This window comes from Streptomyces sp. NPDC099050 (assembly GCF_044759865.1).
In the GTDB taxonomy this organism is placed as follows: domain Bacteria; phylum Actinomycetota; class Actinomycetes; order Streptomycetales; family Streptomycetaceae; genus Streptomyces.
On the sequence record NZ_JBIWAE010000008.1, the window covers coordinates 1 to 15,509 of the forward strand.

Consider the following 15,509-nt stretch of genomic DNA (forward strand, 5'->3'; position numbering starts at 1 on the left):
GGGGGGGGGTGGGGGGGGGGGGGGGGGGGGGGTGTGGGTGGGGGGGGGGGGGGGGGGTGGGTTTGGGGGGGGGGTGGGGGGGGGGGGGGGGGGGGGTGTGGGGGGGGGGGGGGGGGGGGGGGGGGGGGGTGGGGGGGGGGGGGGGCGCCCCCCCCCACCACCCGGGGTGGAGCGGGGTCGTACGGGTCAGGCGATCGAGAAGGTGACGATCGACTGGTAGCTGTCCGCGAACATGAACGGCGGGAGCTGGATCATTCCGGCTCCGCCGATCTCGAACTCGCCACCGGTCAGGTCATCGCCGCCCGCGGCCGCCGAGGCGACCTTCAGCGGGACGTCGGAGATCGCGCCGGGCGCACCCGCGGTGCAGGGGCTCGGGCTGGCCGGGTTGGTCACCTTGCAGGTCGGCTGGATGCCGATCTGCGCCGTGGCCATGGAATGGCCGGTGACCGAGTTCAGGAAGGGCGTCCGGGTCGCCGAGACGTCCCAGCCGAGGGTCCCGCCGCGGAAGTCCTGGACGGCCATCGCGGTGAACTGACCCACGACCGACTGGGACTTGCCGTTGATGGTGACCGAACCGAAGCTGACGGCGGGGTTGCCCGCCTGCGGGCCGATGGCCAGCGGGCCGGGCAGGACCTCGACGTCGACCGGGTTCTGCACGCCGGGCTGCTCGACGATGAAGGAGTACGTCTTGTACGGGAGGATCGAGCCGTCGATCTTGATCGTGTCGGCGGGCTGGTTGACGGTGATGTTGCAGGTGGCGACGCCGGCCGCGGTGGCCGAGCCGGTACCGGTGTCACCCGTGGCCGTACCGTTCTTGAGCGCGGAGCAGGTGACCGCACCCGCCGGGAAGTTGGCGCCCGTGACGACGACCTCCTGGCCCGCCTTGCCGCTGTTGGGCGTCAGCTTGGTGGTGATCGGGTCCTTGGGCAGGGCCTCCACAGCCACCGAGCCGAGCGAGGCGCTCGGGCGCGGGTTCGGGGTGCAGGTGGTGGTGAAGACGGAGCCCATGAGGCTCGCGTCGGTCACCGCCAGGTCCAGGGCCACGGACACCGTGGTGCCCTCGGAACCGTCCGGGATCTTGACGGTGCCGGAGAAGGCGGCCGGGTTGAGCGCCTGTCCGGCGATCACGTCGACCGTCTCGGGCGGGCTGACGACCGTCTGGAGAGTCGACCCGACCTTGAGGGTGATCTTGGAGACGTTCGTGGTCGTCACCGAGAAGCTGGGGATGACCGGGCTCGGACCCGGGTCGATGGTGACCGGGACCACGTCGCCGGCCTTGGCGCCGTCCGGCAGCGTGATCGTGTAGTTCTGCGTGCCCGAACCACCCGGCTGGGGCGCGGGAGCGACGCAGTCCATCGGGACGGGCGTCGTCTTGGTCGCGGCCTGCGCGGTGCCCGACAGACCCACCACGGCGCCCGTCAGGGCCAGGGACAGAGCGCCAGCCCCGGCCAGAACTCTTCGTCGAAACGTTGTACTCACTGGGTCGCGACTCCTTCGTCATACGAACCCTCCCCCCACCCGCTGTGTGGGGGAGGTCGAGCCGGTGCGGTGGCCGACATTGACGCGTCGCGGGATTGAGAAGTCAATGACTTGCTTTCGCCCGAAGCACACAGAAATTGATGTGCCATCAGGCCGGGTGGAGCGGAGGGGCGGATACCCGTCGGCCCGGGGCGGCGCGGGTGGGGCGGATGGGACTTCGGGCCCGGTTGCGGCCGGGTTGCGGGCCGGGTTTCGGGCCGCGAGTTCGGACCGGGCCGCGGGTGGGCCGGCCGGGGTCCGCCGGGGGCGGGGAGGCGCCGCCGGCGGAGGGTCCCGTACGGGCTACTTGTCGCCCGCCACGTGCAGCAACAGGTTAGGCGTCCCGGCCGGCAGGGCCGTGATCCGGTCCCGCACGGAGTCCCGTACGAGGACCTCGGCCACCTGGGCCGGCGTCTGGCGCGGGCCGCCGGCCGCTAGGCCGCGCGCCAGCACCAGCGCGGCGGCGCCCGCCACGTGTGGGGCCGCCATCGAGGTGCCGGAGGCACGGGCGGTGGCCGTGGCGGAGCCCTTCCAGGCGGACGTGACGGCCACGCCGGGGGCGGAGAGGTCCACGCAGGCACCGTGGTTGGAGAAGGAGGCCCGCCGGTCGAGTGCGTCCGTCGCGCCCACGGTGAGCGCCTGTGGGACACCGGCGGGGGAGCCGGTGCAGGCGTTCTCCGCGGAGTTGCCCGCCGCCACGGCGAAGGTGATCCCGGACGCGATCGCCCGCGTCACCGCGCGGTTGAGGGCGAAGCTGTACCCGCCGCCCAGGCTCATGTTCGCCACCGCCGGGGTGGCGGGCGACTTGAGGGCGTCCTTCACCATCCAGTCGATGCCCCGCGTGATGGCCGACAGCCTCGCGTCCCCGCGGCAGTCCGCCACCTTCACGGCGACGAGCGAAACCCCCTTGGCGACCCCGTAGGCGGCTCCGCCGACGGTGCCCGCGACGTGCGTGCCGTGGCCGTTGCAGTCCGTGGCGCCCTCCATGAACACCGCGTTGGCGCCCCAGCGGGCCCGGCCGCCGAACTCCTGGTGCAGGGTGTTGATCCCGGTGTCCACGATGTACGCCGTGATCCCCCCGGCCTTGGCCGGGTACGTGTACGAGCCGTCGAGCGGCAACTCGCTCTGGTCGAGCCGGTCCAGGGACCAGGGCGCGGGGACCTGGACGAGCGGAACGGCGGGAGCGACGGCCTCGCCCACGGGGGTGTCGCCCACGGGGGCCTCGCCCACGGGGGTGTCGTCGTCGATCCGGAAGACCGTGTCGGGCTCCACGGAGGCCACTCGGGGATCGGCGGCGAGTTCGGCGGCGCGGGCCGCGGTGGTGCGGACGGCGAACCCGCTCAGGGCCGTGTCGTAGACGGCCCCGACACTGTCCCCGGCGGCCTCGGACTCGGCGGCGAGGGCTCGGGTGGCCGCGGCGGCGGAGGCGCGGGTGGCGCCGTCCTTGAGGACGACGACGTAGGGGGCGGTGGGGGCGTCGGGGGTGGCGGCTGCGGCGTGGGAGGCGTACGGCGGCAGGGCGGTGGCCGCCGCCAGCAGGGCGGCGGCCGGGAGCAGCGCGGTGAATGCGGTCATGCCGCCGATGCTCGGCGAGGCACGGGCCGGCCGCGCGGAGGGTGCGCCGACTGGCCCCACGACACGCCGCCCCGGGGGCTAGGGCCCGTCGTCAAACTCCCGCCTGCCGCGCGACGCCCGATGCCGCGCGGCCGCCCTTCGGGCGACGGCGGGAGTGCGACGACAGGCCCTCGGCCGCCCCTTCCGGATCTTGCCGGGCCCGAGACACCCGGCACCGGGGCCGGCCGCACTGCCGACAGCACGCCCAGGCACGGCACCGGACGCCGCGGGCTCGGACTGCAAGACCGGAAAGAGACGACCTGGGTCGGCTCTTTCCGGTCCTGCCGGTCAGGACCGGATCGTCCCGCACCGCACCGCACCGTGCCGTACCGCACCGTGCCGCCCTGCACCGCACCGTGCCGCCCTGCACCGTGCCGCCCTGCCGGGGTTCCCGAGCACGTCCACTCCACGGGAACCCCGGCAGCGCGCCGAGGCGCGGCACCGGACGATCCGGTCCTGACCGTCAGGTCCGAAGGGGACGACCTAGCGGGCGAAGGGCCAGCCGAGCATCCTGAAGACGCCCTCGTCGCGGGCGCCGGCCGCCGCGTACGTGGCCAGCGCGGCCTCGTTGTCGGTGTCGACCCCCACCCACATGCCGTAGCAGCCGCGCGACTGCGCCTCGGCGGCGAGTGCCTCCGTCAGGGCTCGGCCGAAGCCGCGGCGACGGTGGGCCTCGTCCACGGAGAGCTCGTAGAGGCACATCTCGGTGCCCTTGTCGGGGTGGATCATCTCGATGCCGGACACCATGCCGACGGGCACGCCGTCCACGTAGGCGATCAGCATCAGGTGCCCGGGCGCGGAGAGGAACCGCTCCGACCAGTCCGCGCGGGCGGGCCCGTCGAAGAGGGCCTCCGCGGCGTGGAGTTCGGCGACGGTACGTGCGGGGCGGATGTCCATGGCGCTGACGATAACGGCGCCGCGGGCGCACCGGCACCGGTGCCGCGAGGGGCGCCGCGCCGGAGCCGCTGCGCAGGGTGATCGCCCTCGCCTACCAGTCGCTCGCGGCCGGAGGCCTGGCGGTCGGTGCCGTCCTCACGGACGCCGACGGGAATCCGGTCGCCGAGGGGCGCAACGAGGCGTACGAGGACGGCCCGGGCACCGGCCCGCTGCGCGGGACGCCGCTCGCGCACGCCGAGATGAACGCGCTGGGAGCCGCTCGCACGGGTTGGGACCTGGGCACGGCGACGCTGTGGAGCACCCAGGAACCGTGCTCGATGTGCGCGGCGGCGGCCGCGTTCACCGGTGTGGGACGGGTCCGGTACGTCGCCCCGGACCCGTGGGCTCTGTCCAGCGGCAACGGCTCCGGCTCCGACGCCGACGCCGACCCGGGCAGGCCCCACTGGCTGCTGGTGGCCAATGCCATGTTCCTGCGGAGCGTGGCCGTGGCCTCGGACGGTTCTGAGGAACCGCGGATCCTGACACACCACCGGGCCGTCGAACCCGAGACCACGGCCTTCCACGACAGGCTGCCGGCGGGCCTGCCGACTGCCGCCTCACCGGAGGACTGGCTGCGCCCCCACTGGGCCCTGCTCGCGGAACTCTCGGCGGCCCGCGAGCTGCGCACGCGTTCCTGACGCCGCCGGGCGGTCCCGGACCCGGGTGTCGGGCCCCGGGATGTCGCGTTCAGGGCGTCGTGGCCCAGGGTGTCGTGGCTCAGGGGGTCGCGGCCGACACCTGCAGTACGGGGATGCCGTCCGGTGTCCCCGCGCCGGGCGAGGGGGTGCCGTCGGTCCAGGCGTAGACCTCCTTGCCGCGCACGGTGACCTGGTACTGGTAGGCGCCGCGGCACTCGGGCCGCTCCTCGGCCCCGGTGCCCGCGGGCCACCACGTGGCCTCCAGAGTCGTCCCCGCGTGCTTGCTCGGCGTGCCCGCCGAGCACTGCGGGCCGTCCAGCGGGGTCGCGCCCAGCGTGAAGCGGAGCAGCCGTGCCTGACCGTCGGTGCGCGCCATTATTCGTACGTCGGTCGCGTCCTTCGGCACCCAGCGCGGCAGCACCCACGTGGCCTCCCCGCGGGCCGTCTCCCCGCGCGCTGCCTGCCTGCGCGTGGCCTCCCCGCGCGTCGGAGCATCGGCGGCCGTCGCGAAGCGCATGCCCCTCTCCTTGAACACCCGGTCGTTGATCGTGTCGGTCAGGGGGTTGCGCGGGAGGTTGGGCAGGGCGATGGCAGCGGTGGCGAGGACTCCGACGGTGGCGGCGACGATGACGAGCGGACGGCGGTTCATGTCCACGAGTATTCGCGGCAGCAGCCGTAGTCCGCGTCCCTCCCGAGGCTGAACCGAATCTCTGCCGGAAGGGTGACATCGGCTCATACCTGAGTACTGGTCCTGATCACGGGCGGAGATCCGGATCCCTCGCGGGGCTGGAGCCGGGCGCCCGCGCGTGCAGCCCGACACCCGTGGCGGCAGCCCTCGTTAGAGGATGCGTGCCCCGCCGCCCAGCCCCCGCCCCCTTCCCCGACCCCGCCCTCTTTCCCACCCCCGCCCCTGCACCAGCCGTCGCGGCCCCGGCCCCCGCCCCGGCCCCGGCCCCCGCCCCGGCCCCGGCCCCCGCCCGGACCGGAGCCCGGGCATCCGCTCTCGTCGTGGGCGCCGTGGCCGCCGTACTGGCCCTCGCGCCACCCGCGGCCGCGGCCCGGCAGCAGACCCCGCTGGTTCCGCAGGACAAGCCGCAGGTGCTGAGCGGCTGGACGCAGCCGGGCGCGGCCAGCCAGGACGCCTGGGCCACCGCGCGCGAGAACCGGGGCGAGTGGGAGCCGTACGGCTTCGACTGGTCCACGGACTACTGCACCACGTCCCCGGACAACCCCTTCGGCTTCCCCTTCCGGACGGCCTGCGCCCGGCACGACTTCGGGTACCGCAACTACAAGGCGGCGAGCGGGTTTCCAGCGGCCAAGCCCCGGCTGGACGAGATGTTCCACTCCGACCTGAAGCGCGTCTGCGCACGCTACTCGGGCGCCCGCAAGGCCTCCTGCGACGGCACCGCGTGGACCTACTACCAGGCCGTCAGGGCCTTCGAGTAGACCGACCGGAGCCGCCGCCCACGGGCTACGCGGGCCGTGGGGAGCGCAGTTCCAGCAGGGTGATGTCCGCCGGGGCGCCGACCCGGACCGGCGGGCCGAAGAAGCCCGCCCCGTTCGTCACGTACACCGTGGTGTCGTCCACCCTGCCGAGCCCGGAGTCGACCGGATCGGCCCGCTCGGTGATCGTGGTTCGCGGTCAGCGGGAACATCTGCCCGCCGTGCGGGTGTCCGGACAGCTGGAGGTCCACCCCGTGCCGCGCGGCCTCGTCGGCGAACACCGGCTGGTGGGCGAGGAGTACGACGGGACGCGACGGGTCCCGCCCGCCCAGGGCCTTCCCGAGGTCGGGCCCCGGCCGTACTCCTCCCCGGCGAGGTCCTCGACCCCGGCCAGGTCCAGGAAGGCCCCGTTGTGCGGGATCTCTACACGCTCGTTCACCAGCGAGCGGACTCCGACCTCGCGCAGCGCGTCCAGCCAGTACGCGGACGAGCGGCCGGCGGCGGCCGGCATCGCCGCCGCGCGCAGGGGCGAGCTCCCGCAAGCGGCCCAACTGCTGGAAAAGGCGCGCATGATGTCCACGGGCCCGCTGGCGGAAGGGCTGGACGGGCTGGACGGGCTGGAAGGGCCCATGCTCGAACGTGAACGGCTCTACCGCCACGAGCGCTTCCTCGCGGACATGGAGGTCCGCGCCGAGCTGGAACTGGAGCTGGGCAGGCACCGCAACGCCGTTCCGTATCCGTACTACGCGGTGGACAAGTACCCGCGCGGGAAAGCTTCCTGTGGCTGCTGACCCGGAACCCCGGAACCCCGCAGCCCCGGAACCCCGCAGCCCCGTAACCCCCGGAGGCTTCCGGGCTTACGTCACCGCTACGGCTTCGCCGCTAAAGTGCCCTGACCTGCACGAAAGCCCTCCGCGAGGGAGGGCTTCGGGTTGGGACGGGAAGTGTGCCCCCGGCAGGACTCGAACCTGCGGCCAAGTGCTTAGAAGGCACCTGCTCTATCCACTGAGCTACGGGGGCCGGAAGGTGGCCGTGGTGGCCTGGAGCCCCTGGGTGGGGGTGGGGCTGTGGTCCGTGCCGGGTCAAGGATAGGGCTCCGGTTGCCTTGTCCCGGTTGCTTCACTCGCGTGCCACGATGTGGAGGTTCGGTGAAGCGGTCCCGATAATCGCAGGCAGGTGCGATTCGCGCACCGCTTTTGCGCCGTGGCGCCCTGGGTGTTGTGCACTCGTTATGCCTGCGCCCCACTCGTCCGCTGTGTCCGGGATGTGCCGCTGGAGTAGCGCTCGGCGCGCAGAGGACGTATAAGCTTCAAAAATGCTCCTAAATTGGGCATTCTTCGCATGTGGTGACCTTGGATGTTCGGCCTCAGCTGCTCGATGCCCTGTCCGCCCTGCGCGACCGGGTCGCGTCCGTGCGTCTGCCGCTGCCCCTGCCCGGCGCCCCGCGCGCCCGCCAGACCAGAGCCGAGCTGCTCGCGCAGCTCGACGACTACCTCGTACCCCGGCTGAAGGCGCCGGAGGCGCCGCTGCTCGCCGTCGTCGGCGGGTCCACCGGGGCCGGTAAGTCCACCCTCGTCAACTCCCTCGTGGGGCGCCAGGTGAGTGAAGCCGGGGTACTCCGGCCCACGACGCGCACCCCCGTCCTCGTCTGCCATCCGGATGACCACCACTGGTTCGCCGGAGTGCGGGTGCTGCCCGATCTGATGCGGGTCTGGGCCCCCCAGGACGACGAGGACACCCCCGCGTCCGCCCGGCGGACCCCCCGCCGGCCGGGTGAAAAACACGGGCACGGGTACCCGGCCACCACCCGCGAGGTCCGGATCGAGACCGTCTCCACCCTGCCCCGCGGCCTCGCCATCCTCGACGCCCCCGACATCGACTCCCTCGTCGTCGACAACCGGACGCTCGCCGCGCAGCTCATCTGCGCCGCGGACGTCTGGGTCATGGTCACCACCGCTTCGCGGTACGCCGACGCCGTGCCCTGGCACCTCCTGCGCACCGCCAAGCAGTACAAGGCCACCCTCGTCACCGTCCTCGACCGGGTCCCGCACCAGGTGCTCGCCGAGGTCTCCCGGCAGTACGGGGCCCTGCTCACGCGGGCCGGGCTGGGCGAGGTGCCCCGCTTCACGGTGCCCGAGCTGCCCGAATCGGCCGGCGAGGGCGGGCTGCTGCCAGCCAGCGCCGTGGCTCCGCTGTTCGCCTGGCTCGCGCACCACGCGCAGGACCCGGCCGCCCGCCAGTACGCCGTCGGGCGCACCGCCCTCGGCGCGCTCGACTCCCTCGGGCGGCGGATGCCGGAGCTCGCCTCGGCCGTCGCGGCCCAGCACGCCGCCGCCGTGCGGCTGACCTTCGCCGTCGAGGACGCCTACAAGAGGGAGGGCAAGCGGGTCCGGGGCCGCCTGGACCGGGGCGCCGTACTCGCCGGGGACGCGCTGACCCGCTGGCGCGGCTACCCCCTCGACACCAGCGCCGACGAACTGCTCGACTCCCTCGCGGAATCCCTCGCGGCGCTGCTCCAGTGCGCCGTCGCCGCCGCCGACGAACGCATCGCGGATGCCTGGCGCCGCGAGCCCGCCGCCGGCGCGGTGTCCCTGCCCGCCCCCGACCGCGAGGCGGCGGAACGCATCGGCATGGCCGTACGCCGCTGGCGGCGCGTGCTGGAGGAACTCGCCGAGGAAGAGGTCGCGCGGCTCGACAAGCAGCCCGCGCCCGACCCCGACGGGGTCGCCGCCCTGCTGGTCGCGGCCCTCCTCGGCGGCAAGCGGGCCCGGCCGGCCGGGGAGAAGCTCGCCGAGCGGATCGGAGTACAGGCCGCCGTACGCCTGCGCGACAGGGGCGGCGAGCTCGTCGCCGAACACCTGGACCAGGTGCTGCGCGCCGAACGCGACCGCCGCCTGGCCCCGATCGAAGCGCTCGAAGTCAGCCCCGAACCCCAGGCCGAGCTGATCGCCGCGCTGTCCGTACTGCAGAAGGAGAGGTGACGCGGTGACCGCCCTGACCGACCGCACCGACGACCGCTGGGACGACGGACTGATCGCCCGCTCACGCCCCCGGCCCAGCGAGGACGACTGGCCCGCCGGCGGTGACGAGGAGGGCGACGAAGCACTCGTACGAGCGGTTTCCGGAGCCGGAAGCGACGGCGGCAAGGCCCCCGCGCCCCCGCTCAGCCCCGAGGCGCAGGCCCTGCGCGTCCGCCTCGACGCCCTGCGCCAGCTCATCGGGCTGTCCCGGACCAGGATCCTCGACGGAAAGACCCTCGCCGAAGCCGGGCGCGTCCTGGACGAAGCGGCCGCGCGCCGAGGGCTGTCGGCGCAGCACACCGTCGTCGCCATCGCCGGGGCCACCGGAAGCGGCAAGTCCACGCTCTTCAACTCCCTCGCCGGAGTGCAGATCTCCGAGACCGGGCTGCGCAGGCCGACGACCGCCGCACCCATCGCGTGCAGCTGGTCCGACGGAGCCGCGGGGCTGCTGGACCGCCTGGAGATCCCCGGACGGCTGCGCCGCCGCCCCCGGGAGACCTCGGAGGCCGAGGCGCTGCGCGGCATGGTCCTGGTCGACCTGCCCGACCTGGACTCGGCCGTCGGAGCCCACCGCGACCACGTGGACCGGGTCCTGGCGCTGGTCGACGCGGTGGTGTGGGTGGTGGATCCGGAGAAGTACGCGGACGCAGTCCTGCACGAGCGCTACCTGCGCCCGCTGGCCGGGCACGCCGAGGTGACCTTCGTCGTGCTGAACCAGGTGGACCGGCTGCCCGGGGAATCCGCCGATCTCGTCCTGGACGACCTGCGCAGGCTCCTCGACGACGACGGGATCGCGCTCGGCGAACACGGCGAGCCCGGAGCCACCGTCATCGGACTTTCCGCCCTTACGGGTGAAGGCGTCGGGGAACTGCGCGAGATGCTCGGACAGTTCACCCAGGAGAAGGGCGCCGCGACCCGCCGCATCTCCGCCGACGTCGACAAGGCCGCGGCCCGCCTGCGGCCGCTCTACGTGGCCGACGGCCATTCCGGGCCGGAGATCGGGGAGACCGCGCGCGCCGAGTTCGAGGACCGCCTCGCCGAGGCGGTCGGGGCGTACGCCGCCGGGCTCGCCGCCGAGCGGGCCTGGCGGCGCAACGCCGGAAAGGCCTGCGGCACCCCGTGGCTGCGCCTGTGGCGGTGGTACGAGAGCCGCCGCGCCCCCCGTTCGCTGGGTGGCCTCGCCGCGCTGGCGGCGATGGGGCGTTCCACGGCGGCCCCCGAGCATCCGGTCGAGGAGGAGGTGACGGCCCGCCAGCGGGTGGAACAGGCCGTACGGACCGTCGCCGACGAGGCGGTCCTGGGCCTGCCCGACCCCTGGGCCCAAGCCGTACGGGAGACCGCGGTCCGCGGCGCCGAAGGCCTCCCCCAGGCGCTGGACGAGATCGCGGTGACCCTCGGGCCGGCGGTCGCCATGCCCAGCGCCCGCCCTCCGCGGCCCTCGTGGTGGCCGGCGGCGGTGCTCGCGCAGGCGGCCATGACCCTGCTCCAGATCTACGGCGGGCTGTGGCTGGTCGGGCAGATCGCCGGGGTGCTGGCACCGAGCCTGATGCCGCCGGTCCTGCTGATGGTGGCCGGCATCATCGGCGGACCGCTCGTGGAATGGGCCTGTTCGATCGGGGCCCGGGGCCCGGCACGGCGCTACGGGCAGGACGCGGAGCGCCGGCTGCGCCAGGCGGCGGCGGGCTGCGGGCGGGCCCGGGTGCTGGAACCGGTGGCGGCGGAACTGCTGCGCTACCGGGAGGTGCGCGAGCAGTACGCGACGGTGGCGAAGTTGTCCACAAGCCGTCAGTAGTCCACAGCCGCCGACGGGCTGCGGCCGCCCGGGCCAGCATGGTCCCACCCCGTGCGGACGGTCCGGACGGGTAGGGAACGCGGGTCGGGGCGGCGCGTGGTCGAGCGCACCGCCGGACCCCGGAAGGGCGGCCGGGATGAACGACACCCAGGTGACGCTGGTGGGTTACGTGGCCACGCAGATCGACTACAAGGACACCGCGAGCGGTCCGGCGGCCCGGTTCCGCTTCGCGGTCACCCCGAGGTACTACGACCGGAAGAAGGAGACCTGGGCGGACGCGCCCACCAGCTTCTACACGGTGTGGGCCCGGCGCGGCCTCGCCGTGAACCTCGCCGGTTCCGTGTCCGTCGGTGAACCGCTGGTGGTCCACGGAAGGCTGCGGGTGCGGGAGGACCCGCCCGACGGGGAGGGCAACCGGTGGTTCTCGGCCGACATCGACGCGACCGCCATCGGGCACGACCTGAACCGCGGCACGGCGGCCTTCCGGCGGGTGGTCAGGACGGACGTCCCGCTGATGGGCCCTCAGAAGGCGGCGGTGGTCTGAGTGTTCGAGGAGGCTAGGATTCCCCGGTACTCACGGGCACCTGGGCCTTCGGCCCGAAGGGGAAGACTGTGTCGATTGCCGTTCCCGCACCCTCCACTCCTGCCGCCGCCGTTGGCGTCGCTCCTGGCCGTCCTCCTGGCCGTCCTCCGGGCGGTGTTCCGCTTCCGGTTGCCGCGCGGGCCGGCGAAGCTCCGGCGACGCGCACCACGGTCGCCGCGGCCATACGGGGCTCCGTACGGCGGCCGCTCGCGATGGCCCTGCTCGCCGCCGCGCTGGCCGGTGCCCCGGGCGCGGTGGCGGTCGCCGACACCGGTCCGGCCGCACCCCGGACGCCGGAGGGAGCGAGCGCCGTCCTGGACGGGCTGAAGACCTACGGACAGGCCGTCCTGCGCGGCCCGGACGGAACGGTGCGCCGGATCCCGGCCGGGCTGTACGAGATGCGGGTCGACGGCGGCGGCATGCTCCAGACGTACGGAGTCGGCGTCGCGGGAGACGCGCAGCCCCAGGCCCGGTTCACGGAGATCGGATGGAGCGGCACGCCGCTCGCCGGGAACGGCGAGGCGGGCAGGATCCGCTGGGTACTGGAGCACTCCTACCCCCAGCTGAACGACCTCGCCGGTCTCGCCAAGGCGGCCGGAGCCGCGGCGCTCACCGCGGAGAGCGCCGCGGCCGGGACCCAGGTGGCCATCTGGCGCCTGGCCGAGGGCGTGGCGGTGGAGGCCGTCGACCCGGCGGCGGAGAAGCTGGCCGACTACCTCCAGCGGGCGGCGCGCAGGCTGCCCGAACCGCCGGCGTCGCTCGCGGTGGACCCCGGCGAGGTGTCGGGGCCGCTGGGCACCCGCATCGGGCCGGTCACCGTCCGTACGGGTGCGCAGAGCGTGAGCGTGACCCCGGACCCGGCGGCCCTGGCCATGGGGGTGCGGGTGGTCGACGCCCAGGGCCTGCCGGTCACCTCCGCGGTCAACGGCGGGAAGCTGTACTTCGAGGTGCCGGAGGGGACACCGGACGGCAGCGCCGAGGTCACCCTCCGCGGGTCCACCCGCGTGCCGGTCGGCAGGGTCTTCACCAGCGGGGTCCCGGCACAGGTCCAGATCGTGGCCGGCTCCAGCGAGTCCGCCGCGCTGGCCACGGCGACGGCCACGTGGCCGCAACCCCCCGTCGCCCAGCCGGCGGAGGACCCGGCGTCGGTCGGGGCGTCCGGCGGGGCGATGACGGCGCTGGGCGCGCTGTCGGCTTCCGCCCCGGCATCGGAGCCGGACACCTCCGGGGAACGGCTGGCCGCCAGCGGCAGCTCGGCGGCCACCCCGGTGATCGCCTCCCTGGCGGTGGGCCTGGTCGTCCTGGGCGGCCTGGTCGTCCTCCTCCTGCGCAAGCGCCCCCTGGAGGACGGCCCCGGCCCGGAACGGGCGACGGACCCGGAGTAGGACACGCGCGGGGGAGCCCGGCACCCGGTGCTCCTCGGCCCGTCTCGGGCCGGCCCCACTGGACAGGGCCCGATCCCGAGCCCCTCCCCGGGATGCCCGGCCGCCGAGCCGCGACCACCCCGACCGGGGTCCGGTCGGCTCCTGCCTGGGCTCTGGCTCCTGCCTGGGCTCTGGCTCCTGCCTGGGCTCTGGCTCCTGCCTGGGCTCTGGCTCCGCCTGGCCTCCGGCCCCGCCTGGCCTCCGGTCGCCGGGCCTCTGGCTCTGCCGGAGGGGTGGGATTCGGGGTGGCGGGGGCGGGGGCTGGTTCGGATCCGGGGGTTCGGGTAGAGGCAGGGGATGGCTGATCAAGAACTGACCTGGCGGGGCGCGGTCGCGCGAGGGGACCGGTGGCTCTTCGACGTCGTGGCCCGGCGGCACTGGCCCGGGGCCGACCGGGTGCTGCCGCGGCTCGGCCGGGCCGCGAACCACGGGCTGCTGTGGGGCGGGGCCGCCGCGGGGATCGCCGTCCTCGGCTCGGCCGGGGCCCGCAAGGCGGCCGTGCGCGGGGTCGCCTCGCTGGCGCTAGCCTCCGCGACCATCAACACCGTAGGCAAGTGGTCCGTACGCCGGCCGCGCCCGGTGCTGGACGGGGTACCCGCCGCCCGGCAGCTCACCACGCAGCCGCGGACCACCTCCTTCCCCTCGGGGCACGCCGCGTCCGCGTTCGCCTTCACCGCCGGAGTGGCGCTGGAGTCCCCGCTCTGGGGCGCCGTGCTGGCCCCGGTCGCCGCCTCCGTGGCCTTCTCCCGGGTCTACACCGGCGTCCACTACCCCTCGGACGTGCTCGCGGGCGCCGCGCTCGGGGTGGCGGCCGGATGCGTCGTGCGCCGGCTCACCCGGGGCGCCCAGGAAGCCCGGATCGTGCCCGGCGACGAGCGGGCCGCCGCGGCGCCCGCGCTGCCCGACGGGGCCGGGCTCACGGTGGTGGTCAACACCGGGTCGGGCACGGCCGCCACGACGGGGCTCGACGTCCTGCTGCGCGAGCGGCTGCCGAAGGCCGAGCTCGTCGAGTGCGGGGGACCGGAACTCGCCGCGGAACTGGCCTCGGCCGCCGAGCGGGCCGCCGTCCTCGGCGTGTGCGGCGGCGACGGCACCATAAACGCCGCCGCCACCGCCGCCCTGCGCGCCGGGATCCCCCTGGCGGTGTTCCCCGGCGGCACGCTCAACCACTTCGCGCTCGACCTCGGCCTCGCCGGGATCGAGGACACCTGCCGGGCCGTGGCGGACGGCCACGCCGTCCACATCGGCGTCGGCCGCTTCACCCCGGGCCCCGGCCCGGATCCCGAGGACACCAGGGCCGGGTACTTCCTGAACAACTTCAGCATCGGGGCCTACCCGGAGCTGCTCGGCCACCGGCTCCGCTGGGCCCCCCGCATCGGCGGCGGCCCCGCCGCGCTCCTGGCGGCGTACCGGGTGCTGTGCGCCGAGCGCCCGGTACGGCTCAAACTGGCCGGGAAGCCGCGCAGCGTCTGGCTGCTCTTCGCGGGCAACGGCACCTACCAGGGCACGGGCCCGGCGCCCCGCTACCGCAAGAGCCTGGGCGAGGGCCTCCTCGACATCCGGCTCGTCCACGGCGGCGGCCGCCCCGGCCCCCGCCTGCTCGCCGCCGCCTTCGCGGGCCCGCTGACCCGCTCCCCGGTCCACGTCGCCACCCGGCTGCGCAGCCTGCGCGTGAGCGACATCCCCGCAGGCACCCCGCTCGCCTACGACGGCGAGTACGCCCAGGCCCCCACCGCCCTGGTCCTGGACGACCTCCCGGACGCCCTCAGGGTGTACCGCCCGCGCTGACCCCGGCCCCGGCCCAGGGCCTGGGCCTGGGTGCCGCCGCAGGCCCGGGGGCCCCGGTCGGAGCCCCGGGCCCGCGCTCACGCCATGCCGAGATCCGCCCGCATGGCGCCCCGCATGACCTCCGAGCACTCCGTGAGTCTGAGCAGCTCGGCATGGATCTCCTCGAAGGAGCACCCCGGCCCGGGAGTGCCCTCGGACAGCCGCATCGTGCGGGCGTACGCCCCCGCCATGCCCCGGGTCATCGAGTCCAGCTCCGCGAGGACGGCGGCGGAGGCGATCATCTGCGCCTCCGCGAACGCGGCGTGATGGCCGCCCCGGGCTTCCTCCAGCGCCGCCCGCGCGGGCGCGGGCCGCTCGGCGGGATCGGCCGGATCGGCCGGAGCGTTGTGGACGGCCCAGAGGAAGGACATGAGCGCGATCCGGTAGCGCCGGTACGCGGCATTCGTCGCCGCGTAGCACTCCCGCCTGCGGTCGAGCTCCGCCAGCTGCTGTTCCCGAGCCCACCCGAGCTGCGCCACCCGCTGCTCCCGTTCGAACTGCGCCGCCTGCACCCGCGCCACCATCCGCTGCGAAAGCACCGTCGCCAGCAAAGTTCCGGCCACGCCGACCACGGCCGCGCCGAGCGCGATCAGTCCGCTGTCCATACGTCCCCCACGTCTTCCCACCTCGGCCGCAGCCCCCCGGCCGCGCCCTCGTCGGCATCATCCTGCCGTGCGGCGCAAGGCCTCGGGACCGTTCGGCGGACCCCGGTCG

Annotated in this window: 13 protein-coding genes, 1 tRNA gene and 1 pseudogene; 8 read left to right on the forward strand and 7 right to left on the reverse strand. The window is 74.8% G+C overall.

Annotated features, from left to right (window positions below; genetic code table 11):
* Nucleotides 1-186: 186 nt before the first annotated feature.
* The 3 genes from ACIQV3_RS15415 to ACIQV3_RS15425 all read right to left on the reverse strand — a co-directional run bounded on the left by ACIQV3_RS15415 (nt 187) and on the right by ACIQV3_RS15425 (nt 4,029).
* On the reverse strand, nt 187-1,479 hold the full coding sequence (locus ACIQV3_RS15415) for a hypothetical protein (RefSeq protein ID WP_403712898.1): 1,293 nt from the start codon (nt 1,477-1,479) through the stop codon (nt 187-189).
* Nucleotides 1,480-1,821: 342 nt separating this feature from the next.
* Nucleotides 1,822-3,093, reverse strand: a complete 1,272-nt coding sequence (locus tag ACIQV3_RS15420) for a S8 family peptidase (protein WP_403712899.1) — start codon at nt 3,091-3,093, stop codon at nt 1,822-1,824.
* Nucleotides 3,094-3,615: 522 nt separating this feature from the next.
* Nucleotides 3,616-4,029: a GNAT family N-acetyltransferase gene (locus tag ACIQV3_RS15425; RefSeq protein WP_403712900.1), complete on the reverse strand. Its 414-nt coding sequence runs from the start codon at nt 4,027-4,029 to the stop codon at nt 3,616-3,618.
* Nucleotides 4,030-4,106: 77 nt separating this feature from the next.
* Between ACIQV3_RS15425 and ACIQV3_RS15430 the strand changes: the two genes are divergently transcribed.
* Nucleotides 4,107-4,706: a nucleoside deaminase gene (locus ACIQV3_RS15430; RefSeq protein ID WP_403712901.1), complete on the forward strand. Its 600-nt coding sequence runs from the start codon at nt 4,107-4,109 to the stop codon at nt 4,704-4,706.
* A 79-nt stretch (nt 4,707-4,785) separates the two neighbouring features.
* Here the strand turns inward: ACIQV3_RS15430 and ACIQV3_RS15435 are convergent, their stop codons facing one another.
* The gene (locus tag ACIQV3_RS15435) at nt 4,786-5,355 is read right to left on the reverse strand and encodes a hypothetical protein (protein ID WP_403712902.1); all 570 of its coding nucleotides are present in this window, start codon (nt 5,353-5,355) and stop codon (nt 4,786-4,788) included.
* A gap of 359 nt (nt 5,356-5,714) precedes the next feature.
* On the opposite strand from ACIQV3_RS15435, the gene ACIQV3_RS15440 reads away from it, so the two are divergent.
* The gene (locus ACIQV3_RS15440; protein ID WP_403713148.1) at nt 5,715-6,152 is read left to right on the forward strand and encodes a phospholipase; all 438 of its coding nucleotides are present in this window, start codon (nt 5,715-5,717) and stop codon (nt 6,150-6,152) included.
* A 25-nt stretch (nt 6,153-6,177) separates the two neighbouring features.
* On the opposite strand, the pseudogene ACIQV3_RS15445 reads toward ACIQV3_RS15440, so the two are convergent.
* Nucleotides 6,178-6,636 (reverse strand): annotated as a pseudogene (locus tag ACIQV3_RS15445) (metallophosphoesterase); the annotation flags it as partial.
* Here ACIQV3_RS15445 and ACIQV3_RS15450 point away from each other — a divergent pair.
* Nucleotides 6,560-6,940: a BTAD domain-containing putative transcriptional regulator gene (locus ACIQV3_RS15450; RefSeq protein WP_403712903.1), complete on the forward strand. Its 381-nt coding sequence runs from the start codon at nt 6,560-6,562 to the stop codon at nt 6,938-6,940. The pseudogene ACIQV3_RS15445 and the gene ACIQV3_RS15450 overlap by 77 nt on opposite strands.
* Nucleotides 6,941-7,096: 156 nt before the next feature.
* Here ACIQV3_RS15450 and ACIQV3_RS15455 read toward each other — a convergent pair.
* Nucleotides 7,097-7,169 (reverse strand) — tRNA-Arg (locus tag ACIQV3_RS15455).
* Nucleotides 7,170-7,501: 332 nt separating this feature from the next.
* On the opposite strand from ACIQV3_RS15455, the gene ACIQV3_RS15460 reads away from it, so the two are divergent.
* From ACIQV3_RS15460 to ACIQV3_RS15480, 5 genes are all read left to right on the forward strand, one after another.
* Nucleotides 7,502-9,130: a dynamin family protein gene (locus tag ACIQV3_RS15460; RefSeq protein WP_403712904.1), complete on the forward strand. Its 1,629-nt coding sequence runs from the start codon at nt 7,502-7,504 to the stop codon at nt 9,128-9,130.
* 4 nt (nt 9,131-9,134) lie between these two features.
* Nucleotides 9,135-10,961 carry a GTPase gene (locus ACIQV3_RS15465; RefSeq protein WP_403712905.1) on the forward strand — a complete coding sequence of 609 codons (1,827 nt, stop codon included), beginning with the start codon at nt 9,135-9,137 and terminating at the stop codon, nt 10,959-10,961.
* Between the two features lie 136 nt (nt 10,962-11,097).
* Nucleotides 11,098-11,505, forward strand: coding sequence for a single-stranded DNA-binding protein (locus ACIQV3_RS15470; protein WP_403712906.1), 408 nt, complete (start codon nt 11,098-11,100; stop codon nt 11,503-11,505).
* 251 nt (nt 11,506-11,756) lie between these two features.
* Complete coding sequence (locus ACIQV3_RS15475) at nt 11,757-12,929, forward strand: thioester domain-containing protein (protein WP_403712908.1); 1,173 nt, start codon at nt 11,757-11,759, stop codon at nt 12,927-12,929.
* Nucleotides 12,930-13,265: 336 nt separating this feature from the next.
* Entirely contained in the window at nt 13,266-14,756 is a 1,491-nt protein-coding gene (locus tag ACIQV3_RS15480) for a bifunctional phosphatase PAP2/diacylglycerol kinase family protein (RefSeq protein WP_403712909.1), read from the forward strand.
* Between the two features lie 77 nt (nt 14,757-14,833).
* Here ACIQV3_RS15480 and ACIQV3_RS15485 read toward each other — a convergent pair whose 3' ends face one another.
* Entirely contained in the window at nt 14,834-15,400 is a 567-nt protein-coding gene (locus ACIQV3_RS15485) for a hypothetical protein (protein WP_403712910.1), read from the reverse strand.
* Nucleotides 15,401-15,509 lie beyond the last annotated feature (109 nt).

Coding starts and splice junctions, on each gene's coding strand:
- ACIQV3_RS15435 (WP_403712902.1), bottom strand. CDS start 5,355: ATGAACCGCCGTCCGCTCGTCATCGTCGCCGCCACCGTCGGAGTCCTC.
- ACIQV3_RS15475 (WP_403712908.1), top strand. CDS start 11,757: ATGGCCCTGCTCGCCGCCGCGCTGGCCGGTGCCCCGGGCGCGGTGGCG.
- ACIQV3_RS15470 (WP_403712906.1), top strand. CDS start 11,098: ATGAACGACACCCAGGTGACGCTGGTGGGTTACGTGGCCACGCAGATC.
- ACIQV3_RS15425 (WP_403712900.1), bottom strand. CDS start 4,029: ATGGACATCCGCCCCGCACGTACCGTCGCCGAACTCCACGCCGCGGAG.
- ACIQV3_RS15420 (WP_403712899.1), bottom strand. CDS start 3,093: ATGACCGCATTCACCGCGCTGCTCCCGGCCGCCGCCCTGCTGGCGGCG.
- ACIQV3_RS15480 (WP_403712909.1), top strand. CDS start 13,266: ATGGCTGATCAAGAACTGACCTGGCGGGGCGCGGTCGCGCGAGGGGAC.
- ACIQV3_RS15485 (WP_403712910.1), bottom strand. CDS start 15,400: ATGGACAGCGGACTGATCGCGCTCGGCGCGGCCGTGGTCGGCGTGGCC.